Source organism: Streptomyces sp. NPDC020747 (assembly GCF_044334695.1).
Classification (GTDB): domain Bacteria; phylum Actinomycetota; class Actinomycetes; order Streptomycetales; family Streptomycetaceae; genus Streptomyces.
The window spans coordinates 37,825-55,857 of the sequence record NZ_JBIRTJ010000019.1; the positions used below are offsets into that span (position 1 = coordinate 37,825).

Annotated in this window: 8 protein-coding genes and 1 pseudogene; 4 read left to right on the forward strand and 5 right to left on the reverse strand. The window is 69.3% G+C overall.

From position 1 onward, the window contains the following. Window positions 1-16: 16 nt before the first annotated feature. Window positions 17-616 (reverse strand): tetratricopeptide repeat protein, encoded by a 600-nt coding sequence (locus ACH4YP_RS39200; RefSeq protein ID WP_361065068.1) that lies wholly within the window; start codon window positions 614-616, stop codon window positions 17-19. Between the two features lie 1,908 nt (window positions 617-2,524). On the opposite strand from ACH4YP_RS39200, the pseudogene ACH4YP_RS39205 reads away from it, so the two are divergent. Further along, window positions 2,525-2,722, forward strand: a pseudogene (locus ACH4YP_RS39205) (hypothetical protein); the annotation flags it as partial. Between the two features lie 395 nt (window positions 2,723-3,117). Here the strand turns inward: ACH4YP_RS39205 and ACH4YP_RS39210 are convergent. The 3 genes from ACH4YP_RS39210 to ACH4YP_RS39220 all read right to left on the reverse strand — a co-directional run bounded on the left by ACH4YP_RS39210 (window position 3,118) and on the right by ACH4YP_RS39220 (window position 10,260). Continuing rightward, the gene (locus tag ACH4YP_RS39210) at window positions 3,118-4,047 is read right to left on the reverse strand and encodes a bifunctional 5,10-methylenetetrahydrofolate dehydrogenase/5,10-methenyltetrahydrofolate cyclohydrolase (RefSeq protein ID WP_361065071.1); all 930 of its coding nucleotides are present in this window, start codon (window positions 4,045-4,047) and stop codon (window positions 3,118-3,120) included. A gap of 71 nt (window positions 4,048-4,118) precedes the next feature. Then, window positions 4,119-6,965, reverse strand: coding sequence for a beta-ketoacyl synthase N-terminal-like domain-containing protein (locus ACH4YP_RS39215; RefSeq protein WP_398495823.1), 2,847 nt, complete (start codon window positions 6,963-6,965; stop codon window positions 4,119-4,121). Continuing rightward, complete coding sequence (locus tag ACH4YP_RS39220; RefSeq protein WP_398495825.1) at window positions 6,958-10,260, reverse strand: amino acid adenylation domain-containing protein; 3,303 nt, start codon at window positions 10,258-10,260, stop codon at window positions 6,958-6,960. The genes ACH4YP_RS39215 and ACH4YP_RS39220 overlap by 8 nt, the downstream gene beginning before the upstream one ends. A gap of 184 nt (window positions 10,261-10,444) precedes the next feature. Between ACH4YP_RS39220 and ACH4YP_RS39225 the strand changes: the two genes are divergently transcribed. The 3 genes from ACH4YP_RS39225 (at window position 10,445) to ACH4YP_RS39235 (ending at window position 16,760) form a co-directional block, all read left to right on the forward strand. Then, entirely contained in the window at window positions 10,445-13,336 is a 2,892-nt protein-coding gene (locus ACH4YP_RS39225) for an AAA family ATPase (protein WP_398495826.1), read from the forward strand. A gap of 63 nt (window positions 13,337-13,399) precedes the next feature. Then, entirely contained in the window at window positions 13,400-16,195 is a 2,796-nt protein-coding gene (locus ACH4YP_RS39230; RefSeq protein WP_398495827.1) for a PEP/pyruvate-binding domain-containing protein, read from the forward strand. Next, window positions 16,188-16,760 carry an HXXEE domain-containing protein gene (locus ACH4YP_RS39235; RefSeq protein ID WP_398495828.1) on the forward strand — a complete coding sequence of 191 codons (573 nt, stop codon included), beginning with the start codon at window positions 16,188-16,190 and terminating at the stop codon, window positions 16,758-16,760. Before ACH4YP_RS39230 ends, ACH4YP_RS39235 begins: the two co-directional genes overlap by 8 nt. A gap of 44 nt (window positions 16,761-16,804) precedes the next feature. On the opposite strand, the gene ACH4YP_RS39240 is transcribed toward ACH4YP_RS39235, so the two are convergent. Continuing rightward, entirely contained in the window at window positions 16,805-17,980 is a 1,176-nt protein-coding gene (locus tag ACH4YP_RS39240; protein WP_398495830.1) for a Glu/Leu/Phe/Val dehydrogenase dimerization domain-containing protein, read from the reverse strand. Window positions 17,981-18,033: the final 53 nt, after the last annotated feature.

The window sequence follows — 18,033 nt, forward strand, 5'->3', positions numbered from 1 at the left end:
GCAGAGATCGCTGATCTCAGGCGTCGGCCTCAAGATCGTGCAGGAAGCGAGTGAGGTCTTTGCCCATGAGGCGGTAAGTCAGCTCAGACTGGTCAAGAGCCCAGTCACCGTCAGGGTGAGCATTCACAGCTTCTCGGAAGGCCGTCAGTGCCAGCTCGTCCTGGTGGGCGTCGAGATAGGTGGCGCAGCGGCTCATGAGGGCCCAGTCATTGCGCGGGTTGAGATCCAGCGCGCGGTTCAAGTCCTCCAAGGCGCGCTCCAGTTCCCCCATAGATCGGTACGTTTCGCCACGGCCGGCGATACACCACTCATAGTCCGCTGCTAGCTGGATCGCTCGGTCTAAATCTGCGAGCGCTTCAACGTAGTTCTTCTGGAGGCGGTGAAGCGCTCCGCGCGTGGCGTATGCCCAGGCGAGGTCTGGTTGCACGGCTATAGCACGACTCGCGTCCTGCATTGCAGGGCCGTCGTCTCCGAGCATCCGGTAGGCAGCGGCTCTGCTTGCCAGCGCCAGTGCATGGTCCGGTGCTGCGTCGAGTACTGATGAGAGGGTAGTGATGGCCTCTTGGTAGCGACGGCTAGCCAGAAGCTCGATGCCGTGCTTGAAGTTGGGGTGCACCACTGAGTCTCTCGTGCAGGGGGACGGCGTACGGTCGTGTTCCGCCAGCGTGGTGTCTTCGCTCGGCAGTCTGTACGAGTCATGTTGGCGTTGCCTGTAGTTCATCCCACCTGCCACAGAGGCGTCTTCGCCTTGGGAGTGAACGGAGTGTGCGGGTTGGAATGCGAGCGCTGCGCGGATCCAACCCCACCGAGTCTTCTGCGAAGGCAGGGCTGTCGGCGGCGCACCTTGCAAGTGCCTTCGGGCCGCGCGAAGTACAGCACGCCAATCAATGGACATCAGCGCCTCCCTTGGTCCCTCCCTGGCCGAGTTGGGCCGGTGGTTTGTTGGAATGACGCGCGCCCCCTTGGCTGTGCTCGCTCCCAACTGCAGTTTGCGACGTGCCCGTCGGCGCGGCATCTCCACGCACAGCCATTTGCTGGATCAGTAGTGGTGCAGCGATACCCATCGTCACTGCTGCCAACGGGCCGGTGATCTGCTGTGACGCGCAATAGACGGCGTCCAGGCCGGCCGCCATGCTGAATCGGCAGGCCACAGCGATGACATAGCCCCACACCTGCGATCGGCCTCTGCCGTCCCTCCACGGCCACTTCGGGACGCGGGCTGGCTGGAGGACGGACCATAGTCCGCGGATCTCAACAAGTCCCGCGCCTAACAGACCCCATAGACACGCCTGCCATATCGCCATCTGCGGCTCCCCCTGCACGGCACGCCCAACATCCTCCCCATCATGGGCGTCCGTCTGCGCCCCGGTACTCCCTCGTCTGGAATCCCGACCGGCGTGCGGTAGCGCAGAAGTGGTGACTCTTCATTCGTTATGCCATATTTCGCGCCGGTCCACTCAAGAGCGGATCTTGCTGTACAGAAGCTTGGAGTGCTAGCGCACTCTGCCGAGTCCCAGTTTGGGCAGCTGCGACACTCTGTAGCCTATTTCAGCACCGACCTGGGCGAATGGCTGAGCTGCGGCCTCGTTGAGCTGCAGTGCCTTCACTGTGGTTCCCCGCTGTTCCCCGCCCGTTCTGATGCGCTTATGGTGCAGTCGCCGTTACGTGAGTGGGCACCTGGGCGGGCCGACAGGCAGAACGATCTGAGTAGGCTGATCGCGAACGGTAGTCCTTGACTCCTGATGGGAGGCTGGAGCGACAGTGGCTAACCCCTTTGCACCGCCGCCGGCAAACTCTGGTCAACCGTCGTGGTCGCCGGTCGATGAGTACCTCTGGCACTCATGCGACATCCTCGCCGATGTCCTCGAAGAACAAGCGGCCCGCCGGCCCATCGTGGCCACGACCGCGCGACTGCAGCACGGTGATCGTGCACTCGCAGTAGGGCCGGGCCAACGCCTGACCTGGAGGGCCCTCGGTAGCGGGAGGTACACGCACACCAACGTGGTTGCCTTCGGCAGCCCTGGTTTTGTGGTCGGCTCCTTGGTGGGCTCTGCCATCGGAAACTCTGCCCGACGTCGTCAGGCAGCGCGTGATGCTCAGCCACGGTGGGTGGTGGACGGTACCGGCGAAGTCACTCTCACGCTGCAAAGGCTCCACTTTGCGCATGCTGCCGAACTGGACCTTGACTGGCGGGCGTTGAGCTCCATCGAGCTCGCGGCTCCTGACGTGTTCCAGACGAGCTTCGTCGACACTCGCGGTTCCCAGACGACGGTTCGAGTGCGGACGCCGTGGGCTTCGCTCGCCTTCGCTCTCGCTGCGATCACTGCGTTCCCTGCCCACCCGCGTTTACTCAACCGCGGTTGGCTTCCTCCGGATTTCGAGCAACGGTGCGCCCGAGTAGGTCGTCCGTGCCGTCCGGCTGCGCATCTCGCGCTGCGGTCAAGCGGCACCTAGCAGGGGCAGCGTCGGGGCTCGTTTCCTGGACGCGTTGTGGCGGAGACAGGAGCGCAGGCCCGGCCGGGGGCACAACCCGGGGTTCCCGGCGAACGTGCGACTGCGGCGCCCGGAGGCCAGCGAGGCACACGGGCGCGGCCTGTTCCTGGTCGACGCCATCGCAGACTCGTGGCACTCCGGGCCCAGTCGATTCGGCGGGACCGTGGTCTCCGCCGTGGTGGCCGGCGCCTGGCCGTCGAACGAAGGGTTCGGCCCCCTTCTCCTGTGAGTGTGCAAGTGTCGCTGGTCTCGTTGACCCGTTGGCTTGATCCATTTCGCGTGATCCGGCTGCATGAAGCTCGTGACGGCACGGTCACCCTGCTCACAGCGGCCGGAGTCACGCCCGCGTTGATATGGAGATCTTGGGCACTCCCAGATCGGCATCGCCGTGGATGTCAAATGGCCCCCCACCTGCGAAGATTCGGAGGTGGGGGGCATCTGACGGCTGTGCCCCCGGCAGGATTCGAACCTGCGGCACCCGCTTTAGGAGTGGGATTGGATCCTTGATCAGGGGTGCTAGTTCTTGCCGGGCGGTGCTGTTCTTGCAGGTCAGCACCGCCCGGCATGACACTTGATCCCGCTCATGACGGGTGCTGCTCCGCTCTTCAGGATCTCGATCGTCTTCTACCGCTCCGCGCGCTCGGACTGGCGGGCGATTGCCGCCGTGACGATCTGCTGGGCCAGAGCACCGAGCATGACTGGTCCCACGCCGCCCGGAGCGGGGACAACGACCCCCGCCACGGTGCTGGCGGAGTCCACATCCACCCCGCCGACCAGCTGGGGCACCTGCCGGCCGGGGTCCTTTCGGCTCGGCCTGAAGCCCGTGAAAACGGGGTTGAAATCGATCACAACGGCCCCGGACTTGATCCAGTCGGCAGTCACCACCGCGGGCCGCTGGAGCGAGACCACCAGCAGGTCGGCCGACTGGGCCAGTTCGCGGGCCCTGGGGTGGGTGACCGGGACGACGCAGCCTGAGGCGTTGGGCGGGAGTGCGGCGAACGCCGCGATGCGCGCCACCATCTTCGCCACCGGATTGGTCTCGGTCAGCTCCGGGTCGGTCAGGACGACGACCTCCTGCCCGTCAGGGTCGTAGTCGATCTCGGTGAGCAGGTGCACCACCGCGGTCGGGACGACAGGAATCCGGGTGGGCGGGAGGGCGCTCAGCGGGTTGAGCCGCATGACGTGGTCCAGATGCAGCCCTTCGGCCTCCTTGGCAGGGTCGATGGCAGCCAGTACCAACCGGATGTCGAGGTGCTCGGGCAGCGGGATCAGAACGAGGATCACGTCCACCTCGTCGTCCTTGTTCAGCTCCTCTATCAGAGCCCGCAGTGTCTCCCAGTTGGTGTTCGCGGCGAGTTCGTACGGGCGCACCTGGAATCCGGTGTCGGCGAACAGCTGTTGATGCAGGCGGAAGTTGACCGGGAGCATCGGGTCGTCGTGGTCGACCTGCAGCAGTGCCACGGTCGGGGTGATCCCGGCTTCCTTCGCGGTGTGCGCGGCCTGGTCGAGCAGACCGCGCTTGAGCGCGTGGCCGGTGGCGATACGAGCTGGCAACGGGATTCCTCTCATGTTTCCCCGGTCTGCGGGCCGGGGACAGCGATGTGCGTCGGACGGGGCACGCCGGGCTAGGCGGGGCGGAGGGCACGGTCGAAGGCCGCGCCCAGGTGCCGTAGGTTCTCCGGGTTCCGGATCATCGAGTAGTGGTCTCCGGGCACCTGAAGAACCTCTACCCGGCCTGAGCTGTGGCGGGCCCAGAGGGCGCGTTCGGTCTTCCGGATGTCGAGGGCGCGCATGATGGCCTGGTTCTCCTCCTGCTCGGCGGCCAGAACGACGATGTCCCCGGTGAGCAGCCAGTCGGGGAACCAGCGCTTGAGCGCCTCATGATTGTCCCGCCAGGTGTGGAAGAACCCTGCCAGTTCGGCCTTCATCGCCTCCGACCATGTGTCGTCGCCGATCCGCTCAAGGATCTCCTCGACGGATCGCGGCGCGGCGGTGTCGACGTCGGCGGTCTCAGGTGCTGAGCCGGGAAGAATCTGGCCGATGAGGGTCGGGAATGCGGCCAGGAAAGCAGCGTCGTCCGCCGCGCCGCCGATGTATGCCTCGGGCGGGTGCGAGTCCAGCATCACGACCCGCTCCACATCCTCCCCGTCCCGCTCCAGTTCCGCCGCCATTTCGAGGGCCACGCTGCCGCCGAAGGAGTACCCCGCGAGGAGATAGGGACCATGAGGCTGCACCTCACGGACAAGGCCCGTGTACAGCCGGGCGAGGTCCCGGATGGAGCGGTGCTGTCCGGGCTGCCCGGATGGGTGCGTCAGTGCCCACAGGGTCCGCTCGTCGCTCATGCGGCGGCTGAGGTCGATGTAGGCGGCGATGGTGCCGCCGGCGGGGGGCACCATGAACACATGCCCCGGCGCGGAACCTTCCCGGATCTTGGACAGCAGGTGGCGGTGGGCGGCCGTCCCGGCCGCCGGTGCCGCCCGGACGGGGGAGCTGGCGCCGTCGGCGGGGCCGGAAAGGCCGGACATGTGCTCGACCACGGCGGAGAGAGTGCGCAGTCCGTCGAACTCCTCGAAGCTCAGCGGCAGTCCGGTGGTGTCCCGCAGCAGCGTGACGATTTCCACCGCGCGCATCGAGTCGAGTCCCCGGTCGTAGAAGTCGTCGTCCGGCCCCAGCTCCGGGGCGTCAAGCATCCGGGTGATCACCTCCCGGACCTGCTCCGCAAGCTGCGGCGCGGAGGCGGGGGGCTGCGTTGAGGGTCCGGACCGGTGCGTGTGCTGTACGTCGATCCAGTGCTGCCGTCGGCGCATCGGGTGGCCCGGCAGCGCCACCCGACGGGCGTGTGAGCAGTCACCGACCGACTGTGGGTCCAGCGGCCCTCCGGCCAGCCAGCCGGCCGCGGCTGGATCGTCCGGCGGAGTTCCACCGGACGCCAGCTCCCCGAGTTGGCCGATGAGTTCGGGTACGGATCGGGACCGCAGCGCGGCGCGGGCGGCGAAGTCGGTCCGACCGTTGGCCAGGGTGAAGGCGATGTCGTCCAGGCGGGTGTAGGTCTGGGCCGTCAGATGGTCGCGCAACTCCTCCGCCAGGGTGGCCAGCGCCTCGGTGTCCCGCGCGGACAAGAGCACCAGATGGGTGCCGGCCGGAGCGTGTCGTTCGTCGACGGCCGGCGGCGCGGCCAGAACGACATGGGCGTTGGTGCCGCCCAGTCCGAAGGAGCTGACGGCGGCTGCCTGGAGCGGGGAGGCGGGCCGTACAGGCTCCGCTGAGATGCGGTAGTTGTCCAGGTGCGCCTCGATGGCGGGTCCCGGGGTGGTGAAGTCGGGCTGACCGGGTATGGCCTGCTCCCGAAGTACCAGGACCGTCTTGATCAGGCCGGTGACTCCGGCCGCCGCGTCAAGGTGTCCGAGGTTGGCCTTGATGCTTCCCAGATGGCATTCCTTCGGGGGTTCCCCGTCGGCGGCGTGTGCGGTGGCCAGGGCACGTACCTCGATCGGGTCACCCAACGAGGTGCCGGTTCCATGAGCCTCTACGTAACCGATGGCGCTGGCCGGCAGGCCGGACACCGCGACGGCCTCGCGGATCACCTCGACTTGGCCCGCGGCGCTGGGTGCGGTGAATCCGACCTTGTCGGCCCCGTCGTTGTTCACCGCACTGCCACGGATCACCGCGCTCACCCGGTCGCGGTCGGCGATCGCGTCGTCAAGACGGCGGAGAACCACGACGCCGCATCCGCTGCCGCGCACGGTGCCGTTCGCGCTGGCGTCGAACACCCTGCACCGGCCGTCAGGCGACAGGATGCCGCCCTCGCGGTACAGATAGCCGGCCTGCTGCGGCACGGTGATGCTCACTCCGCCCGCCAGCGCGATGTCGCACTCGCCGGCGAGCAGCGACTGCGTGGCGAGGTGCACGGCGACGAGCGAGGAGGAACAGGCCGTCTGGACCGTCACCGCCGGGCCGGTGAGCCCGAGCCGGTGGGCCGTCTTGGTGCACAGGAAGTCCTTGTCGTTGCCGAGCAGCAGCGGATAGCTGATGCCATCGGGCGGCAGCTCTTCTCCGCCCGCGATCAGCCCCAGCAGATACGTACTGATGCTGCTGGAGCCGAACACCCCGATCCGTCCGTCGAACCGGCCCGGCGGGTGACCCGCGTCCTCCAGGGCAGCCCAGCAGGTCTCCAGGAACAGACGGTGCTGGGGGTCCGACAACTGGGCTTCCCGCGAGGGGACGTTGAAGAATTCCGCGTCGAAGAGGTCGATGTCCTCCAGCGCCGCGGCCATCGGTACGTAGGACGGGTGCTGCGCCAGGTCGTCCGGGACGCCCGCCTCGCGAAGCTCCTCGGCGGTGAACCGCCGGACGGCGCGCTTGCCGTTCAGCAGGTTCTGCCACAGCTCGGACACCGACCCGGCTCCCGGGAACCGGCCGGCCATGCCGACCACGACTGCCGCCATGTCCTGGCCGCTGGTCTCCTCATTCACCGGTCTCCTCCTTTTCCGTGCCGCCTGCTCCAGTGCTGTCGGGGCTGCTGTCGCCTGACCCGGTGCTGCCGGATGTGGTGGCGTTACGGGACGCGGCGCGCGCGGCACGCCTGCGGTCGCTGCCGGACGGTGCCCTGCGGGTGACGGTTCGTCTGCCGGGGCGTGCCCCGGTGAGGGCGTTCGCCGCGTCCGGTCGACTCAGGCGAGCGGCGAGCAGCCGAGGCGTCGGGTACTCGAACAGCTCGACCACGTCGAGCCCTTCGGTCTGCAACTCCTGGGTCAGGCGACGGTGGACCTGTATCACGTGCATCGAGTTCCCGCCCGCTTCGAAGAAGCTGACGTCGGGGCCGACCGTGTCGCGCCCGATGACCTCGGCCCAGATTCTGGCGACGGCGTCCGTCGTCCCGTCCTCAGAGCCCGGCGTCGGGTCGGCCCGGGTGGTGGCCGGAGCCGGCAGTGCGCCCGCGTCGACCTTGCCGTTGACCGTCAGCGGCAGTTCCGCGATCCGGACGTACAGAGCGGGAAGCATGTACGCCGGGAGCTGGTTCAGCAGCAGGCTACGGATGGCGGCCTCGGCCGGTATCTCCTCGTCCGCGACGATCCAGGCGGCCAGCAGCGGCTCGCTGCCGTCGGGAGTGTGCACCGCGACGTGGACGTCCTTCAGGCCACGTACCCCGCGCAGCGCGGTCTCCACCTCGCCCAGCTCCACGCGGTAGCCGCGCAGCTGCACCTGACGGTCGATCCGGTCCAGGTAGACGAGGTTGCCGTCCGGCCTGACATAGGCCCGGTCCCCGGTTCGGTAGACCCGGTCCCCGTAGCGGCTCCCGGTCAGGAAGCGTTCGGCGGTGAGGTCGGGGCGGCCCAGATAGCCACGCGCCACACCGTCACCGGCGACCAGTATCTCTCCGGGCACTCCTGTCGGGCAGCGGTTCAAGTGGCGGTCGACGACGGAGATCCGCAGGTCCGCCAGCGGTTTCCCGATCACGCCGCTGTCCCCGGCGTCCACGGTGGCCGGGTCGATCTCGTGGAACGTGGTGTGCACGGTGGTCTCGGTGATGCCGTACATGTTCACCAGCCGGGCTCGGGCACCCATCAGCTCGGCCCAGGGCTGCACGGTCCCTGGACGAAGTGCCTCGCCGCCGAAGATCACCCAGCGCACCCGCAGCTCGGCGGCCAGGTCCGCGTCGAGCACGTCGGTGAGCCTGCGGAAAGCCGACGGAGTCTGGTTGAGGACGGTGACGCCCCGGTGCGCCAACATCCTGGCGAAGCTGACGGGCGAACGGATGGTCTCCTCGTCAGGCACGACGAGGCGTCCGCCGTGCAGCAGGGCGCCCAGCATCTCCCAGACCGCGAAGTCGAACGCGTACGAGTGGAACAGGCACCAGACGTCGTTCTCGTCGAAGTCGTAGTGCTCCGAGGCAGCGGCGAACAGCCGTGTCACATTGTGGTGGGTGACCTCCACGCCCTTGGGAACGCCGGTCGACCCGGAGGTGAAGATGATGTAGGCCACGTCATCGGCGGACGGGCCCCGGCCACGGGCGCGCTCCTTGTGCGGATCATGCGGGTCCGGCTGATCGCGCGGACCGGGAATCTCCGCCAACAACTCCCCTGGGGAGAGGCGACGGCGGGCGGCAGGGTGCGGCAGGGTGTCGTCGGCGACCAGCGTGATGCCGTCGAACTGGCCCAGGATGTGCCGCAGCCGCCCGGCGGGTGCGTTGGGGTCGAGCGGTACGTACGTCCGCCCGGAGCGCAACACCCCCAGCAGTACGGCGACAAGTTCCCGACCGCGTGGCATGGCCACGGCCACATGCTCTCCGTGATCGCCCCGGTCGAGCGCGTCCGCGACCCGGGAGACCGCGCTGTCCAGCTCGGCGTAAGTCCACGTGCCGGTGGCGTCGGTGACCGCCGTTCGCTCCGGGTGCTTACGGGCGGTGGCGGAGAACCACGTGTCGACAGTAGCGGGCTTCTGCTGCGCCCGGTAGCGGTTGACCAGTTCGTCCAACCCGCGGTCGGCCTCCGGGCCGAGCACCTGTATCCCGGACAGCTGCGTCAGCGGATTGGCCACTACGGTGCGCAGTACGTGGATCAGCATGGCTGCAGGGTCCGCCGGGGCCAGCCGGGTGGCGTACTCGATACCGAGAGTGAAGCCCCGGTCGCCCTCGCGAACGTTGACCGCCAGGGGATAGCGCACCAGGCTCCGGGGCACGAACAGGGTGTCGGTGGTGCAGCCGGGCAGGTTGAGTGGATATGCCTTGCGGTAATGAGTGATCGCGTTGTCCATCTGGAGGACCGGTGTCCGCCGTCCCTCGAACACCTGGGGGGCCTGCTCCGTGAGGTCGAGCAGTTTGTGCCTGAGCATGGTGCGGATCCGCACCGCGACGACATCACACAGGTCAGCGAATGTGGGAATCCTGTCCAGATTCAGGGCCAGCGGGAGGGTGTTGATGAAGTACCCCAACGCGAACATCTGCTGCCAGTTCCGCCGAGTGGCCAGCGGCACGCCCACCACCACGTCCGGCTGGCCCGTCAGAGAGGATATGACCACCGCGTGGGCCGCGAGGAAGACGGTGTAGGCACCTGACTGGATGGCCAGATCGCTGGAGCGAAGGGCCGCGTCGAGGTCCGGCGGCAGCGCAACCTGACGGACCACCCCGGGCAGTGCGCCGTCGGCCCGCCGTTTCTCGCTGAGCCCCTCATGGGAGAGCCGGGACACCCCACTCAGCAGCTTCCGGTACGCGCTCACGGCAGCCGCCGTCCGATGCGGGCTCATGGTGTTCACCGGCTGGTATCTGAGCCCGGCCAGATAGTCCGGGCTCAGCCGCTGGTCCTGGTACAGCTGCGATGCTATTTCCGCGATGTTGAACATCGTGATGGCGTCACTGACCAGGTGTGTACATACCACGCCCAGATAGTCGGCATGGCGGCCCCGGTAGAGGGTCACCTCATACAGCGGCCACTCGTGCGGCGTTCTCGGCCGGTCTGCCGCGCGCCCGATCTCAGTCGCGACCGCAGCGGCCTCAGACTCGGCGTCGAGGCTCCGTGGGGCGTCCAGGATCCTTACCACCGGCCGTCCAGGGTGTCGGTGGGCGACATCCCCCTCCGCCCCTTGCCGGAAGACCAGGTTCAGTCCGACGCTCTCGGACAGGATGAATTCGAGTGCGTCGCGCAGCCGCTCCACGTCGAACTCACCCCGGATGCGTTCCGCGTGCGCCAGAGTGAACGCGGTGTCTCCCGGATAGAGCCGGTGATGCAGCACCAGCTTCCGTTGCTCGGCGCTGAGGCTGATCTCCTCCACTATGGGTCCCCTCCCGGTGGGCGTAAGGCATCGGCCGGTACCGACCACCTACAGGTATCTACCGGCGGCCCCGGTCCCTGCTACGCGTACCGGCACTCGAACTGACCGTCATAACCACCCCAGGCAGAGCGCGGGAACCGTATAACGTGCCGTCATGCCAGAAGAGCACGCTGAAGGTACGCAGGTGCGACGGACCGTTGCGGGCCCAGGCAGGACCGGGGAGCTACTGGACGGGTTGGAGCTGGGACGGTCGCGGCTGGTGACGGTGGAGGGCGGGCCAGGCTGCGGGCGCAGCACCGTACTGGACCGCATGGTGGCGTCGGCACGGGAGCGGGAGCGGCTGGGCACGGCTCTGGTGCGGTGCGGGCGGGAAGAGGCGGTATTCGGATGGGGCGTGGTCCGGCAGTTGCTCGATGCCCTCCCCGACCCCGCTGACCCGTCACGAGCGCCACACCAGCTTGCGCTGCGCGACAAGAACTGGTTCGAGGCGGTGCGTGAGGGGGACCCCTGGGAGACCCTCCAGCGGCTGTACTGGCTGATCGCGGAGCGGGCGGCGGAGCGGCCGCTGGTGTTGGCCTTCGACGATGTGCACTGGTGCGACGCGCAGTCGCTGCGGTTCCTGGGCCATCTGGTGCGCCGGCTGCATCAACTGCCGGTGCTGCTGGCCGTCGCCGTCGACCCTGCGGAATGGTCCGGCACTGATCAGCTGCTCGCCGACGTGGTGAACGCCACCCAACGGCTGCGATGGTTACCCGCCGCGCTGGACCGGGCCGAAGTCGGCGCGCTCGGCCGACAGTTCCTGGACGACGACGGGGACGCGGTGGTGGATGCCTGCCTGGACGTGACGGTCGGCGTGCCCGGCTTGGTCGTCGAGGTCCTGCGGACGGTGTCCCGTGCGACGGCCGGGGAGACACACGCGGAGGCGGTACGACGGTGCGCGCCGTCCGCCGTCGCCACCGCTGCCCTGTCACGCGCCGCCCGGCACGGCGCGGACGCGGCGCAAGGGCTGAGGGCCCTGTCGGTGTTCCGCACCCCGGTGCCGGCCCGGCAGGCAGCGCGGTTTCTGAACCTGGGCGCCGCCGAGGCCGTCGACACGCTGGCCCTGCTGGAGCGTCTGAACTACCTGTCGGTCGGCCCCGACGGGGTGCTGATCGCACCCGAGGTGTTGCGACGGGCTGTCAGACAGCGGCTGAGCCCGTCGGAGCGGCACCGCGCAGAGAGCCTGGCCGCCGGGGTGCTCGCCGGTCGGCCCGAGGCGCTGAACGAGGCGGCCGGGCATCTGCTGGCCGTTCTGCCAGAAGGCGATAGCGGGCACGCGGAGATCCTGCAAGCCTCCGGTCGCCGGATGCTGGCGGCCGGCCGCTACCCGGACGCCGCCCGGCTGCTGAACCGCGCGCTGGAAGAGCCGCCGGCCGACGGCCACAGAGCGGAGGTGCTGGCCGACCTAGGACTGGCGGAGCTGTACCGGAACCCCCTGTCCGCCGTGGGGCGCCTGCGGCTCGCGGTGGCCGGCGCGATCTCCCCGGAGGAGCGGTTGCTGTGGATACTGCGGCTCGCTCACGGTCTGGCGATCACCGGACAGGCCGCCGAAGCACACCGCGTCTTGTGGGCGGAGTTGGAGCAGACCCCGCTGCGCAGCAGCCACGAGCTGATCCGGCGGGCATCGGCGGAACTGTTCTTCCTCGCCCTGAGCGACGACGACATCGCCCGTACATGGAATCAGGCGGTCGGCGAGAGCGACTGGGAAGGCGTACAGCGGCAGAAGGAGCCGAGGCAGAAGGCACCTCGGCTCCCCGCACGAGCGGTGCGGCTCTCCCGAGCCTCCCGGGCGCTCGCAGGGGCGTTCGCCTGCCATACGTCCGGCGAACTGGTGGACGGAATCCACGACGCCCTGTCCAGCGGGCCTGAACCGACCGACGAGAGCAGCATGGGCTGGTTGGCCATCGGCTCGATCCTGCTGTGGGCGGACGACCTGGCCGCCGCGGAGCGGGTGTTCGGCCGGGCCGCGGAGGAGGCGGAGCGGTGGAACGCACCCCTGCCCCAGTACACGGCGCTGTGGCTGAGCGCCCTTGCCAGCGTGAACGCGGGCCGGCTCGACGAGGCCCGGACGCTCACCGCCACCGCGGTCGGCCTGGCCCGCGAACGTCCCTGGGACGTGTGGCGGGCTGGTCCGTCCATCGTCGCCATGCGCTTGGCCGAAGAGCTGGGGAGCGAGTCGGCGCCCGCTTTCGGGCCGTTCGCGGACGAGCCGGGCGGGGACTTTCCCCGGCTGTGGGTCGCGGATCTCGCCCTCGCAGGGCGGGGACGGCTACGCGTGGTCGAAGGCGATGTGAGCGGAGGTCTGGCGGATCTGCTGGAGGCCGGTCGGCGGCTGACCGCCATCGGCTGCCTCAATCCGGCGATGTCGGCCTGGCGGTCGGCCGCCGCGCTGGCTCTGGCCCGCCTCGGCCGGGCCGACGAGGCGCGTCCGCTCGCCGAGGAGGAGGTGCGGTTGGCGCGAGCCTGGGGGGCTCCGCGCGCCCTGGCTGTGGCACTGCGTCGGCGGGGCGTGCTGCGCGGTGGTGACCAGGGGTTGTCGGACGTCGCGGAATCACTGTCGCTGCTGGCGGACGGGCGGTTCCCGCTGGAGTCGGCCCGCACCTTGCTGGCCCAGGGCAGGCTGTACCGCTCCCGGCGCTCCCACGACCCGGCCCGGGACGCGTTGACCGAGGCGTACCGGCTGGCCGGGCAGTGTGGGGCGGACCGGCTGCTGGGGCAGGTACGGGAGGAACTTCTCGCGGTGGGCGGGCGCCCCCGGGTCTCCCGGCAGGGCGGCTCACCGCCGCTCGCCCCGAGCGAGTGGCGGGTGGCCCGGCTGGCGGCGAACGGTGCCACGAATCAGGAGATCGCCGGACACCTGTATCTCGCGCGCCGGACGGTGGAGGCGCATTTGACGAGCGTGTACCGCAAGCTCGGCATCCGGGGCAGGAGCCAATTGCCCGAGACCCTGCGGCAGTTCGAGGACGACACCACGGACACCGGCAACGACGACCCTACGCAGGGCGGTACGGAAATCCTTGCGGGGCCACCACGATGACCGTCCCGAACTCGGCCGTTGTACTGGAATGACGCCCTGGCGCGACGGAAGGCACAGAGGATCATGAGTGAGGTACACGAGGCCGACATCGCATCCCCGGCCGACGGCCGGGCGCCCCTGGTCATCGCGCTGGACCGGACCGGCGCCGGCATGCTGCCGCTCGTCGGCGGAAAGGCCGTCAATCTGGGAGTGATGACCGCCGCAGGCATGCAGGTACCGGATGGTGTGTGCGTCACCACCGAGGCGTACCGTCAGGTGACCGAGGAGGCCAGGTTCGCCGTGCTGGCCGAGAAGCTGTCCGCCGTCCCGGCGGGCGACACCGTGGCGCTGGCCGAACTGGCAGAACAGATTCGCGACGCCGTACTCAGCGCTCCGGTTCCGGAAGCGGTCACCGAGGCACTGACGGCTGCGTACCACGGTCTGGGGAGCGACGTGCCCGTGGCGGTGCGGTCCTCGGCGACCGCCGAGGACCTGCCGTCGGCAAGCTTCGCCGGCCAGCAGGACACCTACCTCAACGTGGTGGGTGAGGACGCGGTACTCGACGCCGTCCGCCACTGCTGGGCGTCTCTGTGGACGGACCGGGCGGTCGCCTACCGCGCCACCAACGGAATCGACAACCGGAGCGTACGGCTGGCCGTCGTCGTGCAGCGGATGGCCGGCGCGCGGGCCGCCGGGGTGATGTTCACCGCCGACCCGGTGTCGGGACGGCGCCACTGGGTCACGGTGGACGCCGCGCCCGGGCTCGGCGAGGCCGTGGTCTCCGGGGCGGTCAACCCCGACCACTTCGTCATGGACACCGCCGAGGACCGGATGGTCGAGCGTCGGCTCGGCGACAAGCGGCTGGCTGTGCGTCCGCTGCCGGGCGGCGGCACGGAGCACGTCGAACCCGCCGATCCTCATCTAGCGGCCGCCGCCTGTCTGGAGGCCGACGAACTGCGTCGGCTGGTCGCTCTCGGCCGGGAGGTCGAGCGGCTCTTCGGCAGCCCGCAGGACGTGGAGTGGACGCTGGACGCGGATGGCCTGATCTGGCTCACTCAGTCCCGGCCTGTCACCACGCTCTACCCGCTGCCCGTCACTAACGCGCGCGGGGAGGAGGAGATCCGTGCGTACTTCTGCTACAGCATGGTCTGGCAGGGCATCCAGGGACCGGTGACCCCGTTGGGGCTGTCCGCGCTGCGGCTGGTCAGCTCCGGCATGGCACGGCTCGCCGGACTCCCTGTCGCCGACCCATATGCCGGTCCAACCGCCTACGCGGAGTCTGGCAGCCGAATGTTCCTGGACATCACCACCGCAGTGCGTGGGGCGGCAGGCCGGACGGCGCTGCCCGGCCTGCTCAAGATGGTGGACGATCAGACGGCGAAGCTCGTCGGCGAACTCTTCGACGACCCTCGCTTCGCGCTGACCAGCACTTCCAAGGCGGGTCTCGCCAGACGGCTCGTACGGATCGCGTTACGCGCCGGGGTGCCGTTGAGGGTACTGGAGGCGGTGATCCGGCCTGCCGCGGCCCGCGACCGGGTCGCACGGGTGGGCGCCAGGCAGTCACAGCGTTTCGCACTCCCGGACACCGTCGGGCCCCAGCAGCGCCTGAACGCGGTGCGGCGCATCCTGCTGGAGGGGATCCCCGCGTTGTTCCCACGAATGGTGCCGATCCCAGCTGTCGGCGGGGCCGCCCTGGGGATCGCCCTGAAACAGCTGGGTGACGAGGTGTCGGAGGAGGAGGGCCTGGGGTTGCTGCGCGGCCTGCCCCACAACGTCACCACCGAGATGGATCTCGCTCTGTGGCAGCTTGCCAGTCGGATCCGGGAGGACCCCGAGGTCGCCCGGCTGATGCAGGACTCCTCCCCCGATGAACTCTTGCGATCGTACCGGGAACACGTGCTCCCTACCGTGGCCCAGCAAGGGCTGACCGCTTTCCTCGACCGGTTTGGCCACAGGGCGGTGGCCGAGGTCGACGTGGGCGCGCCGCGGTGGATAGATGCCCCGACACACCTGTTCAGCGTCCTCGCCGGCTATCTGTCATTGCCTGAGGACGCCTCGTCGCCCGAGAGCCAGTTCGCCGACGGTGCCGAATCGGCCGAGCGGACCGCGAGGGAACTCGTCGGCAGAGCCCGGAAGCGCGGCCGGCTGCCCGCGGCCGTGGTCCGAATCGGCATCCGGCGTGCCCGGCAACTGCTGGGACTGCGCGAGGTCACCAAGTTCTACTGTGTCCTGCTGGTAGCACAGGCACGTCGCGAGCTGCTCCTGGTCGGTGAGCAACTCGCTGCCGCCGGGCAGCTCGACACCGCCGAGGATGTCTGCTTCCTTGAGTTGCGGGAGATCGAGGAGGCATTGGCCGGGACCGGTGTTCGCGACCGGATCGCGCGGCGACGCGAGGAGTACGTCCGCGAGGGGCGTCGTCGACATGTGCCACGGATGTTGCTCTCCGACGGCACGGAGCCGACTTTGGTCGGCGCCAGTGACGGGACTCTGCGGGGCGCACCCGCGTCGACCGGCTCCGTCACCGGGCCTGCCCGGGTGGTGTTCGACCCCATCGGTGTCAGTCTGCAGCCGGGAGAGATCCTGGTCGCGCCGTCGACCGACCCGGGGTGGACCCCGCTCTTCCTTATGGCCGGCGGGGTGGTGCTGGAGACCGGCGGGGTGAACTCGCACGGCGCGGTGGTGGCACGCGAGTACGGAATTCCGGCGGTTGTCGGCGTGCCGGGCGTGCTCTCCGCGCTGTCGGACGGGCAGACACTCACCGTGAACGGGACCTTGGGCACGGTATCGGTCGAATCAGTTGAACTGGCTGAATCTGCTGTATCGATTGAATCTGCCGTATCGGCCGGAGAGACGGCGGACGAGCGGGAGCGGGATGCCTGAGCGCGGTGCGGAACCCGGAGGCGTCTCCCCGGCGGCCACGTGGGGGCTGATGGCCGCCTTCGTGGTGCACGATCTGGAGGAGCTGGTCACCATGCCCAGCTGGGCCTCGGCCCAGGTGGACCGACTGCAGGAGACCTACCCGCAGGTACCCGAACGGGTCTGGTCCGCGATGAGGGTGACACCCGGGCACGCGGCCACCGCCATCGGCCTGATGGGGTTGGTGGTCGGTGCGGCCTCGGCAGACGGAGCCAGGACCGGTGGAAAGTCCCCCTTCTTCCAGACCGTACTGGCCGGGTTCGGGCTGCACGCGGTGTCACACGTGGCTCAGAGCGTCGGCCTGCGCGGGTACACGCCCGGAGTGGTCACCGCTCCGCTGGTGGTCGCCCCGTTCTCGCTCTGGGCCTGGCGTGAGTTGCGGCGCAGAGGTGTGCTCAGGGAAGTTGACACGAGGGGCGTGGTGACGAGCGCCGCGCTGTTCCCGGTGGGCATCCTCGGCGTGCACGCGGCTGCCTTCGGGATCAGGCGGCTGGCCTGTATGTCTGCCCGAGCCCGCCCGACACACTGAGGGAACAGAGCGCGGGCGGGCCGCCGAGGGGTCCGGGGTGGCGCTCAGTCCGGGAGACCCCGGCAGTGGGCGTGGTTGCGTTCGGCGATCCGGGTCGCTACCTGCCGGGGGCTCATGCCGGTGGCCCGAACCTCGTCGAAGACTTCTTCCACGAGCCGCCACATGGTCTTGTCGATCTTTGCCAGGGCTTCACCCGCATCCGCGCCGACATCCCCGAAAAGCGTCCACCACCACCAGCTGTTCGCCGCGAAGTTGGCGAGGAAGTCCGGAACCACGACCACTCCGCGCCCCAGCAACGCCTTCTCGGCGCTCGGCAGCACGGAGACGTTGGCTGCCTCGACGAGGTACCGGCACCGCACGTCCGCCTCGTTCCCGTCGTCCACGGCGTAGGACACGGCGGCGGTGACCAGTACGTCCGACGCGACCGAGAGCCACTGCGCGCGCGGCAGCAGGCGGACGTCGGAGGTGAGTCGATCACGGTCGATCAGGCCGTCGGTGCTACGGCCGGCCAGGAGCGCTTCCACGTTCAGGCCGTCCGGGTTCGCCACCGCCCCGGCCCGGTCGACGACGGCGACGACGCGCATGCCGGCCCGAGCCAGGTAGCGCGCCGCGGCGCCGCCCATCGAGCCGAAGCCCTGCACCACGGCGGTGCGCCCCACCGGGTCCTCGTCGCATTCCGCCAGCGTCGCCAGCACGGCCTGGGCCACGCCGTAGCCGCCGACCGTATCGCCCAGGCCGAGTCCGTCGACCTGGACCGCGAAGGCGTCGTCGAGTCGGCGCAGTCCCGCGTCCGGCCCGTCGGGCACATGCCGGAGCGCCGGCTGGACACAGGAGCGCAGCCCGGCGGCGGCGACTGCCTCGTCGATGGCTTCCTGACGGGTTCCCAGGTCCTCGCCCGCGGCCCAGTACGCCTCGATCAGCGGGCTGACCGCGGCCAGGAAGCGGACCAGGACGCCTGGTGCGGCGGGGTCCGCGGGGTCGAAGTCGATGCCTCCCTTGGCGCCGCCGAAGGGCAGATAGCGGTCGTCGGGCTGGTGGACCAGCGCCTCTTTGAGTGTCATGGTCCGTGCCAATTCGGTGACTTCGCCCAGCGTGCAGCCGGGGCGCATCCTGAGCCCGCCGCTGGCGACACCGCGCAGCAGCCGGTCGATCACCAGATAGCCCTGTGCGTCGGTCTGTTCGTCGGACCAGGTCAGCTGAAGATAGGGGGTTCGCTTCACGGTTCCTCCGGAGCCGTCGGGTGGATTGCTGGACTCGTCGACGGGGTGAGGGC

Coding starts and splice junctions, on each gene's coding strand:
- ACH4YP_RS39230 (WP_398495827.1), top strand. CDS start 13,400: ATGAGTGAGGTACACGAGGCCGACATCGCATCCCCGGCCGACGGCCGG.
- ACH4YP_RS39235 (WP_398495828.1), top strand. CDS start 16,188: ATGCCTGAGCGCGGTGCGGAACCCGGAGGCGTCTCCCCGGCGGCCACG.